Raw genomic sequence first — 10,580 nt, 5'->3', positions numbered from 1 at the left:
ATGAACGGCAAGAATGACCTGTCGGAAGAAAGCGACAGTGATTTGGACGAAATGGCGCGGGTGGGTTCGGACAGCTCGGTTAATATCGTGGTCGAACAGGGCTCGATGAATTTGTATTCCGGCGAATTCGGAGAGGTCAAGCGGCTGTATATCGGCAAACAGTCCGGCACCAATCCGGGTTATGTTCTGCTTGATGCCAGAAAGAAAATTGATATGGGCGACTGGAAAGAGGTTGTCCGGTTCGTCAAATACGCCAAAAAGAATTTTCCGGCTGAAAAATACATGCTGGTGATATGGAATCACGGAACCGGCTGGGTCGAGGAAAAGGGAAAGGCGATTGAAGGTACCGCGCCTCCGTCCGCTGAAACCTTGAACCGGGGCATTTCCTACGACGATGAAACCCACAACGATATAACCGTGCCGGAAATGCGCGCCATGCTCAAGGCTATTGGCGGAATTGATCTGCTGGCTGCTGATGCCTGTCTTATGGCCGATATCGCCGTCAGTGCCGAGATAAGCGGGTACGCGCCTTATGTGGTCGCTTCCCAGGAAATCGAGCCGCCGGGCGGCTATGATTATTCGCTTCTGCTGAAAAGTATCACGGACAATCCCGGCATGGACGGGCGGGAAGCGGCGCTCGCCACCTTGTCAATGTTCGCCCGAACATACAGTTTCGCCTGGGCGGATGCTACTACTTCCGTTGTGGACAGTGCCAGGCTCAGCAAATTTATTGACGATGTCAGGATTTTTGTGCAAAAAGCTGTTGCGACCAGTGATAAACCGGCGTTGGCTGAAGCCTATTTTAAGGCGCAGCGGTTTTATGACCGTACGGCGGCGGATTTCTATGATTTCCTGAAAATCGCCTCGGAACGCACTTCGGATGCCGGACTTAAGGCGCATATGGTTCACATGATGGCGGAAATATCCGGTTCCGTGGTTATCGGTAATGCGGCTTTTGACAAACACGACAGCCGGGCGCATGGTATTTCCGTCTATATGCCGCCTGCTGAATATTCTTCCGACTATGACAAGCTGCTGTTCGGCAAGTATACCGGATGGGGCAGATTTGTAGAGCTGATGCTCAAAAACAAGCCCGCGGAGAAAACTTTTTTTAATTGATCGCGTAAATCCCCGGCAGTCTGCGGGTTTTCATAAATTCGCGCACAAAACTCCGGCGCTGGCGGTACGGCATAATGATTGCCGGCATGGCATATAGCTCAGGCAGGGGGGTGGAATGCAAGCAGGGCAAACGAAATTTGGACCAGAAGAACCCCCCCGGCTTGCCGGTAAAGCGTAATAACAACCGGAAGGCCAATGGCACAGCCGGGGGAGCTTCATCAGGCCGGCGATTGGCGCAGATTACCGGCAAAAGAGGCAGGTTCCGTTGGTGTTTTGCGAAAAGGCCCGGGATCACATACGATCCCGGGCCTTTTGCTGATATAATGCGGCGGCTATTTTGTTAAAGGTGTTGCCGCGGCGGATGACAGTGTAACTTTTGCGGCTTCCGTTTTTGCGTGCCGCCGGGGACAGGCTTTTTTGTTTTTGCCGGTTTTTGCGGCCCTCGTTTTCGGGCAGCCGGCCGCCGTTGCGCTTGACGCCTTTACCGCGGCTTCAGCTTTTGCTCCGGCGCAATTGGCGCAGGCGCGTTTTTTGCTTTTCGTCTTGTTTTTTTTGCAATCCGGGCAATTGCCGGCGCAGTTTTTTGCGGATGCGGCTGCTGTTGACTCGGGCGCGCTTGCGGCGGGCTGTTTGGTGTTTGTTACAGGCGCGGCGGTTTCAGTCTTGGCGAAACCCGCGGGCATGGCGAAGATTCCGGCGGCAATCAGCGAAACTATCACTTTCATCGTTATAATCCTCCTCCGCCATTTTTATGGCGGACAGTTAACCACGTCAGTATTATATCGTATTTTTAGCAGGGAAATTATTCCGTATTCCGTTATTTGCGGTTTAAAACCGAACTTAGTCCGCGGCGGTTTTTATGCCCGGCATTCTGTTTTCGGCGGGCGGATATTGCGGGTCGAGCCGGTGCGCCCTGTCATAATGTTCTTTTGCGCGCGCATAATCGCCAAGCCGCATATAAATATCGCCGGAAAGCGCGCAGGACGGCGCTTCCAGGCTGGCTGAGCGGGAAGCCTGATCAAACAGTTCCAGCGCCGTTTTCAGCCGGCCCTTGCGCGCCTGCACGTCGGCGAGCAGAAACAGCATTGGCGCGAAGTCGGGCTTAAGCCGCCGCAGGGCGGATAACATTTTTTCCGCCTCATCGTTCCTGCCCTGATCCCGCAGGAGCCCGGCGAGCGATGTGTAGCTCAAGAAAACGTCGTTGGCGTTGCTTGCGGTGTTTTGCATGGGCAGCGACAGCTTTATCGCCATTTCAAATACTTCCCGCGCGCGGTCCGGCTGGCCGGAATCTCTCAGCGCGGCGGCGAAATAATTAAGGGTTGAAGTGTCCGGGTATTTGGCGGCTGCGTCTGAAAACAGCGTATAGTCGTTTTCCCAGACCCGGCAGCGCGCCCGCGCCGCGGTTATCAGTGTGCCCAGCAGCGCAGCCGCGCATACGGCTGCCGCGCCCGCAAGCCGTATGTTTTTATGGCGCAGCGTCGTCAGCCCCTTAATCGCGTAAACCGACAGCGGCATAAACAGCCCCAGTGCCGGGATATAGCTGTATTTGTCCGCGGTTATGACGGTTCCGACGTTAACGAACTGCAATACCGGCAGCAGCGTCACGCAGTAAAACGCCAGGCCGGCCATTACCGGTCTGGTTTTCCGGAAATATTTAAACAGCAGCAGCGCGCATAGAATTACGGTAACCGGGCCCAGCCAGTATTCGGGCGGCAATGAGTTGCCGTTTTTTACCGGGAACGGATATACCGCCGACAGGTTGGCCGGCCACAGCAGTTTTACGATATAGAATTTCAGGCCGTAAAAAACAAACAGGATCCGGTCCGCCAGATTAAAGGCCGTTCTTACCTGCTGGGTGGAATCGAGCAGGAAATAATTCCATGCGCCGAACGCGCCGGCGACAAGCAGATACGGAATTTTTTCCAGCAGCAGCTGTCGGGAAAATCCGCGCCGGAGCAGATAGTCATAAATGAAAAGCGCTGCCGGGAGTGTTATGCCCGCCGGTTTTGCCGCGAGTGACAGCGCGAAACATAAAATGGAGCCCGCCAGTTCGGCCCGGCGCCCGGTTTTCGCGTATGCGGCATACAGAATGGAGGAAAGCAGAAAAAACAGCGCGTACAGCATATCCTTGCGTTCCGCTATCCACGCGACCGATTCCACATGCAGCGGATGCACTCCGAACAGCAGCGCGCACAAAAATGCCGCCGCGCCATTTTGCGTCAGCAGCAGGATAAACGCGAACACCAGCGCCGCGTTCAAGGCGTGCAGCGTTACGTTGGTGATATGATAGGGGCGGGGATCGAGGCCGGAAAATCTGTAGTTCACCGCCAAGCTCAGCATCGTGACCGGTTTGTAAAGCCCCAGATGCGGGCGCGTGAAGATGTTTTTTATACCCAGAGGGGAAAGGTCCCGGATCTGCGGGTTGCCCGCGACATAATTCGGATCGTCCGACACGAATCCGCCGTTCACTGACGGCCACATGGCGAACGCCGACACCGCCATGATTACTGCCGTCAAAACCGTTTTTAAAATATATCCGCGCATAAAATCAATCTCTTCCGGCAAGGAAAAGCCATAATGGACAGTATAGGACTTTCATAACTTTGAAAACAATGTTCTGCCTTTTATGGGTTTGTAAATGCTAAAATAACCAAAAGGCATTACTATGGAGGCCGTGAGCGTATGACTGATTATTTTCCTCTGGTTGCGGGGAAAAAATATGTATACCGGTATTCCAGCAGCGAGTTTGACGGCTGCGCGGAAGTTTCCGTGGTGGTGCTGTCGGAGAAAACAGAAGACGGAGTGCAGACCGCCACTGTCCGCATGACGACCGCGCTCAAAGGCCATGAAACCGCTACGGTTTACAATATAGTCAGGGATGCGTCCGGCGTTACCACTTATGACGGAATCGTGGTCGGCGGGCGCAAGGAGTTTCCTCTGCCGGTGAAGGAAGGCGCGGAATGGGACGAGTATCCCGACGCCAACGAGATCGTTTCGGTTACCGATAAACTGCGGCTGGGCGAAACCAGATATGAAGGGTGTCTTAAGGTTCTCACTCTTATCGCCGGCGGCGAGGCCGGCACGGCAACCCGGTATTACGCGCCGGACGTGGGCTATGTGCACGAGGTCTATCACGCGGAGGATCTGCAGGCCGAAGTTTCGCTGCTGCGCGTCGAGCAGGCTTCGCCTTTGGACATGGAGCTTAAGCGGACTGCGAATGTTGCCGGGCCGGATGATATGGGCGTCGAAGGCGAAATGGAAGATGTGGTGTCGCAGGAAATAAAAATTCCGCGCGCGAGAAAAGGCAAGCCAAAATCCTGCAAATGACGTTTTGTTTTAAAAAATCCCCGGTTTTTAAACCGGGGATTTTTTTGCGGCACGCGCGCGGATCCGTCTGCCCGCACGGCACGGGGCATTGCCGGCAGGCCACAGGCCGTGCTGCGGTATGGATTGTGCGGCTTTGATTGCGGGGCCAAACGGCGGTTGCCGGAAAAGACACTCCGGCCTTTCGCAAGGCAACAAGTCTGCTGAACGGACGGCACTAAGCAGTCGTGAGGGACTTCCTGCGGGGCGGGCCGGTTATCCGGCCGATAGCCGGCGGTATAATTCGCCCGCCTTGTAGGAACTGCGCACCAGCGGGCCCGCCAGCACGGCTTTCAATCCCGCGGTCAGCGCAATGGCGCGCAATTCATCATATTCCGCCGGTTCCAGATAGCGCTGTACGGGGAAATGCTCTTTTGACGGCGCAAGATACTGCCCCAGTGTAAGCAGCTCGCAGCCGTTGGCGGCCAGATCGCGGAAAACGTTGCGCAATTCCGTTTTTGTTTCGCCCAGTCCAAGCATAAGGCCTGATTTTGCGATTATACGGGGCGAATGTTTTTTCGCCCGGCTGATAAGCTTGAGCGAGCGGCGGTAATCCGCGCCGGCCCTTACGGCGGCATAGAGCGACGGCACCGTCTCGACGTTGTGCGCCAGCACGGAGGGGCCGGCGTTTAAAACAGTTTCCAGCGCGGCAGCGTCGCCGGCAAAATCCGGCACGAGCGGCTCGGTTCCGGTTTGCGGCGACAGGCGGTGTATTTCGTTAATGGCGCGGGCGTAATGTTCCGCGCCGCCGTCGGGCAGATCGTCGCGGGTGGGCGAAGTCAGCACGGCGAACTGAAGATTCCATTTTTTTACCGTCTGGGCCACGCGCAGCGGTTCGCCGGGGTCGGGCGGGAGCGGTTTTGCGCGGCTTACCGCGCAGAACCGGCAGCCTCTTGTGCAGCGGTCGCCTAGAATGAGAAAAGTGGCTTCGCCGCGGCAGTAACACTCGCCGCGATTGGGGCATAGCGCCTCAACGCACACGGTGTGCAGGTTTTTGTCCGCCAGAGCGCGCGCGGTCGCGCGGCTTTCGTCCTGCCGCAATGCGGCTTTGTTTTTTCCGACGCTTTTTTTCAGCCAGTCCGGTATGCTTGCCCTGTGTCGCATGTATTGATTATACTATTTACAATGCAATCGTTTCCCTCCTCCCGGTTAAAACCGGTGTATTTCGCTTTGTCGGTCAGCTGTATACTGAGTGGCGCCGTGTGCCACGCTTCATTCAGGAAAGCCGGCGCGCTTTATTTTGAGGGCAATCCGGCGGGCGCGCTGGAGGAGTACGGCGAAGCGATAAAATCCGGCGCGTCGCCGGAAGTTTACCTTAACGCCGCGTTTGTGGCCAGAGAGCTTGGCGATCCCGTCCGGGCGCGCGATATCATGGCCGACGCGCTCAAACAGTATCCCGATGATCTGCAGGTCAAGCGGCTGGCGGCGAGCGTATTTCTGTCGGCCGGGGAATTTGAGCGCGCCGAGCAGGTGTATGCTTCCGTGGCGGGCACGGCGCGTGATATTGAAGTCGCCGATTTGATCGGGCTGGCCAGGGCGCGGTTACTGCAGAAAGATTACACCCGCGCGCTTGACGCCGCGTCGAGCGCGGCGGATATGGACTCAGGCTGCGCCGCCGCCTGGTTTTACAAGGGCGAGATTTATTCCGAAATGGGAAAAACCGACGATGCGGCCGACGCTTTTTCCCGGGTGCTTGATATTGACCCGCAGTTTCTCGAAGCGCGCCGGCACCTTGCCGCGCTGCGCATTGCGCAGCGGCGCATGGACGAGGCCTGGACCAATTACCAGAAACTTGCCTATGCCGAACCGGCTGTTCCCAAATTCAAGGAAATGGCTGACGGATTGAAACGGAATATTTCAAAGAAACCGGCTGAGATCATACCGCCGAAAACCGCGGTCATGCACAGGGCTCTGGAACACGCATCCGGGATAAAGGGTCTGCCGGCGCTGCGGATCGGGATTGGCACTACGGCTTCGGGCCAGCCGTCGGATTCCGGGCTGGTGGAATTCGTCACCGCCGCGCCTTTTGAAATTCTTGACGCCAAAACCCGCAAACGCATCCTGCGCGGGCCGGCGAAACAGAAATGGCGCATAGCGATCAGCAAAGACAATCCGAAAAAAGCGTGGATAAAGGATCAGACCGGCAGGATCCGCTCCTCTTTTTCTTCCGCCGTAGTGATCCGCCAGCCGGGGAAAAACGCCAATACCGTCATTATCAAAAGCCTGCTGCTCGGGCATGGAACCGCCTGGGCCGCCATCGCCGACAAGGAACTGCGCGGCGATATAGAGATCCGCAAACTGGAAAAGCGGCTGGCGATAATCAATATCGTCAATGTGGAAGAATATGTGTACGGGGTGCTGGCGTCGGAGATGCCGGTCCGGTACCCGTTCGAGGCTTTAAAGGCGCAGGCTGTGCTCGCCAGAACCTACGCCATGAAAAACAGCGGCAAGCACAAGGCCGAGGGGTACGATTTATGCGACAGCCAGCATTGCCAGGTTTACGGCGGCGTGGGTGGGGAGTCAAGCCGCGGCAATTCCGCGGTGGACGCCACGCGCGGCGAGATTCTCACCTATGACGGCAAGCCCGCGCAGACGGTTTTTTCGGCCAATGGCGGCGGGTTTACCCAGTCGGGCGCGAGCGCGGGCTGGGGCGATGTGCCTTATTGGGGCGTGGTGTCGGACTATGACGGCATCAGGGAGCCGCCTTCCCAGCCGTTTGAATTCGATCATCTGTACAAAACACTGCCTAAAGCCTATTGTGAAGGTTCGTTTTACGTTAAAGCCACGCATTACCGCTGGACCAGGGTCGTCCGCACGCAGGATATCGCCAAAGAGGTGTCCGCCCGGAAGGAGATCGGCGAAATCACGGCAATTGTTCTGGTCCGGCGCGGTTTGTCCGGCCATATATCGCGGATGGTTATAAAGGGCACGAAAGGCGATTTTCCGCTTGACAAGGAATATCAGGTCCGCAAATATCTCGGAGACGGGCTGCTGCGCAGCGCGGCGTTTGTCATGGAACCCGTTTACCGCAACGGCAAACCGGTCGAATATCTGTTTTATGGCGCGGGCTGGGGCCACGGCGTGGGGTTTTGCCAGTCGGGCTCAAGCGGGCGGGCAAGCGCGGGCCAGAAATACGGCGAAATGCTTGAAACTTATTTTCCCGGCGTGAAGCTCAGCCAGATCAAACGCGAAAAATAGGTTTGTTCATCAATTGCGCAGCCCCGTGCTGACTGCGCGGGGCTGCGTTATATATTCCGCTCACAAAAACCCGGTGTCGGCCGGCACGACATAATGACCGACATGGCATGGCTCAGGCAGGGGAGTGGAATGGTTTGTAATCCTGCGCAAGCAGGGCAGCCGGAGTCTGGAAGAAAAGAACCCACCCGGCTGGCCGGTGCAATATAATAGCAACCGGCAGGCGCAGCCGGGGGAGTTTCATTTTTTTCGGGGCCGGCTGGCCGGTTTAAATGAACAGGTTGGTCGAGGCATACTGCGCGTCGGCGAGATAACTGGCCACTCCGGCGGTTTCGACGCCGGCGATGAGTTCTTCGCGCCGGATGCCCATGATATCCATAGCCATGGTGCAGGCCACTATTTTAACGCCCTGCCGCTGAGCCTGCTTTATCAGTTCCGGCAGCGGCGTGACGTTTTTGGTTTTCATGACATGTTTCATCAGCGCGGTTCCCAGCCCAAGGAAATGCATGTTTGAAAGCGCCAGCCGGTTCGCGCCGCGCGGCATCAGCAGGCCGAACAGTCGGTCAAGAAAGCCTTTTGCCGCCGGCCCGGCGGTTTCCCGGCGCAGGATATTAAGGCCCCAGAAAGTGAAGAACATCGTCACTTTTCCGCCCAGCGCGGCGGCTCCGTTGGCGATGATGAAAGCCGCCAGCGCGCGGTCGAGATCGCCGCTGAAAACCACGATGGTGCGGTTTTTGCTTCCGGCCGCAGGCGCGGGCTGGTTCAATGCGTCCGTGCTTGCCGGTATTTCACCCGTTCCTTTTTTTATGCAGGCCCGTATAACGCGGTTTTCTTCCGTAACGTTTATCAGCGTGTTGCCGGTGCTGCTGCACCATGCGGCCACGTCCATTTTAAACCCCGGATCGCTGGCGGAAACGAGCAGCTCCGACCCGGCGGCCGCGTTATTCAGCGCGGCGGACAGTTTCATAATCGGGCCGGGACACTGCAGTCCGCAGGCGTTGATTTCAATGCGTGCGGCGTTTTTCGGGCAGCCGGCCGGACTGGAGGTTGCGTCCGGCGCCGGGTTTTGCCGGGGTTGCGAGCCCGCCGCCTGCGCTTCCTGTTCAGACTTGATCTGTTTGTACAGCGAATAGCCGCCGTTAAGGTTAAGCGTCCTGAAACCCTCCTGCATAAGCAGCCGCGCGGCGAAATAGGACATCTTGCCCCGGCTGCACAGCGTGACGATGGTTTTGCCGCGCGGCAGTTCCGGCAGGCGGCCGCGCAGCACGGAAAGCGCAATGTTTGTAGCGCCGGGGAGACTGCCGGTCAGATATTCTTCCGGTGTGCGCACGTCGAGCAGGAAAAAGTTTTTATCGGCGGCAAGCCTGTCGAGGTCGGTCGGGTAGACCGGATTCACCAGTCCGGCCAGAATGTTTTCCGCCGTCATGGCGGCGATGTTTACGGGATCTTTGGCGGAACCGTAGGGCGGCGCGTAGCACATCTGCGCGTCGAGCAGGTCATAAATCGTGCCGCCGGCCTGCATCACCGCGGCGATTACGTCGAGCCGTTTGTCAGCGCCTTCCATTCCGACCGCCTGCGCGCCGAGCAGTTTCCCCCCGTCCGGCGAAAAAAGCAGTTTGATCACCAGCGGAAACGCGCCCGGATAATAGCCCGAGTGGCTGAGCCCGTGCGCGTAGGATTTAAGGTACGGTATCCCGTTATGCGCCAGATGCTTTTCGTTATGGCCCGCCATTGCGGCCGTGAGGTTGAACACTTTAAGTATCGCGGTGCCGAGCGTCGCGGGACAGACCGAGCCTGCCCCCATGATGTTTTCGGCCGCTATGCGGCCCTGCCGGTTGGCGGGTCCGGCGAGCGGGATAATGCCCGTTGCGCCCAAAGGGGCGAGCGGCGTTTCCACCGCGTCGCCAACGGCGTAGATGTCGGGGTCGGAGGTGCGCATTTGCCGGTCGGTTTTAATGCCGCCCGCCGCGCCAATTTCAAGCCCGGCCTGTTTTGCCAGTTCCGTTTCCGGGCGGACGCCGAGGGCGCAGACGGCGAAATCAGCCGCCAGCTCCACCCCGTTGTCCAGCCGGAGCGCGAGACCGGTTTCAGTTTCGCGGATTTCAGCGAGCCCCGCGCCCAGATATAAGGAAACGCCTTTGTCGCGCAGCTGCGTCTGCAGTCCGCAGGCCATTTCGGGATCAAGCGGCGGCAGGATCTGCGGCAGTTTTTCGATCAGCGCGGTTTTTACGCCCGCGTGCGTGAGGCTTTCCGCGGTTTCCACTCCAATAAAACCGGCCCCGATGACGGCGGCTGTTTTCCCGCCGGATCGGACGACGGTTTCTTTCAGCCGGTCCGCGTCGTCAAGCGTGCGCAGCGTAAACACTTTTTTCAAATTCATGCCCGGCACGGGCGGCAGAAAAGGCTTCGCGCCGGGCGCCAGCACCAGTTTATCATAGCGCTCGGTATATTCGCGCCCGTCCGGCAGTTCGCGGACGGTGACGGTTCTGGCCCGCCGGTCTATCGCGGTCACTTCGCTTCTTGTTCTTATATCAAGGTTTAAAAGCGCTTTCAGTTTTTCCGGAGTCATTATCAGCAGCGCGTCACGGTTCTCAATAACGCCTCCGGCGTAATACGGCAGTCCGCAGTTGGCGTAGGATACATGCCTGCCTTTTTCAAACACGACGATCTCCGCTTTTTCGTCGAGCCGTCTTAACCGGGCCGCCGCGCTCGCGCCGCCCGCCACTCCGCCGACTATGATGATTTTCATGGCCATAAATTAACCTCCGGGCTGTAAAAATTTTATTCCGGACCGCGGTTTTAAGGACTGGATCGGCCGCCCGTGCATGAAACCGCCGCGCCGCCGGTAACGGCGCGCACTACCGCGTTCGTTATTTTGCAGCCGGAAATGCGGTAGCAGATGG

7 protein-coding genes are annotated in these 10,580 nt (G+C 57.7%); 3 read left to right on the top strand and 4 right to left on the bottom strand.

Annotated features, from left to right (window positions below; genetic code table 11):
• The coding region (locus tag PHW69_08300) for a clostripain-related cysteine peptidase (protein ID MDD4005186.1) at positions 1 to 1,119 on the top strand (1,119 nt) is incomplete at its 5' end.
• 332 nt (positions 1,120 to 1,451) lie between these two features.
• On the opposite strand, the gene PHW69_08295 is transcribed toward PHW69_08300, so the two are convergent.
• Positions 1,452 to 1,844, bottom strand: a complete 393-nt coding sequence (locus tag PHW69_08295; GenBank protein MDD4005185.1) for a hypothetical protein — start codon at positions 1,842 to 1,844, stop codon at positions 1,452 to 1,454.
• A gap of 115 nt (positions 1,845 to 1,959) precedes the next feature.
• Positions 1,960 to 3,663 (bottom strand): tetratricopeptide repeat protein, encoded by a 1,704-nt coding sequence (locus PHW69_08290; GenBank protein MDD4005184.1) that lies wholly within the window; start codon positions 3,661 to 3,663, stop codon positions 1,960 to 1,962.
• 138 nt (positions 3,664 to 3,801) lie between these two features.
• Between PHW69_08290 and PHW69_08285 the strand changes: the two genes are divergently transcribed.
• Positions 3,802 to 4,446: a hypothetical protein gene (locus PHW69_08285; GenBank protein ID MDD4005183.1), complete on the top strand. Its 645-nt coding sequence runs from the start codon at positions 3,802 to 3,804 to the stop codon at positions 4,444 to 4,446.
• A gap of 252 nt (positions 4,447 to 4,698) precedes the next feature.
• Here the strand turns inward: PHW69_08285 and lipA are convergent, their stop codons facing one another.
• A complete protein-coding gene (lipA, locus tag PHW69_08280; protein MDD4005182.1) occupies positions 4,699 to 5,586 on the bottom strand; it encodes a lipoyl synthase in 888 nt (295 codons plus the stop codon).
• Positions 5,587 to 5,607: 21 nt separating this feature from the next.
• Here lipA and PHW69_08275 point away from each other — a divergent pair, with 21 nt between their 5' ends.
• On the top strand, positions 5,608 to 7,680 hold the full coding sequence (locus tag PHW69_08275) for a SpoIID/LytB domain-containing protein (GenBank protein MDD4005181.1): 2,073 nt from the start codon (positions 5,608 to 5,610) through the stop codon (positions 7,678 to 7,680).
• A gap of 265 nt (positions 7,681 to 7,945) precedes the next feature.
• Here the strand turns inward: PHW69_08275 and PHW69_08270 are convergent, their stop codons facing one another.
• The gene (locus PHW69_08270) at positions 7,946 to 10,432 is read right to left on the bottom strand and encodes an FAD-dependent oxidoreductase (GenBank protein ID MDD4005180.1); all 2,487 of its coding nucleotides are present in this window, start codon (positions 10,430 to 10,432) and stop codon (positions 7,946 to 7,948) included.
• Positions 10,433 to 10,580: the final 148 nt, after the last annotated feature.

It is taken from the genome of Elusimicrobiaceae bacterium (genome assembly GCA_028700325.1).
Lineage (GTDB): Bacteria > Elusimicrobiota > Elusimicrobia > Elusimicrobiales > Elusimicrobiaceae > JAQVSV01.
This window is presented reverse-complemented; position numbering and strand designations above follow the sequence as displayed.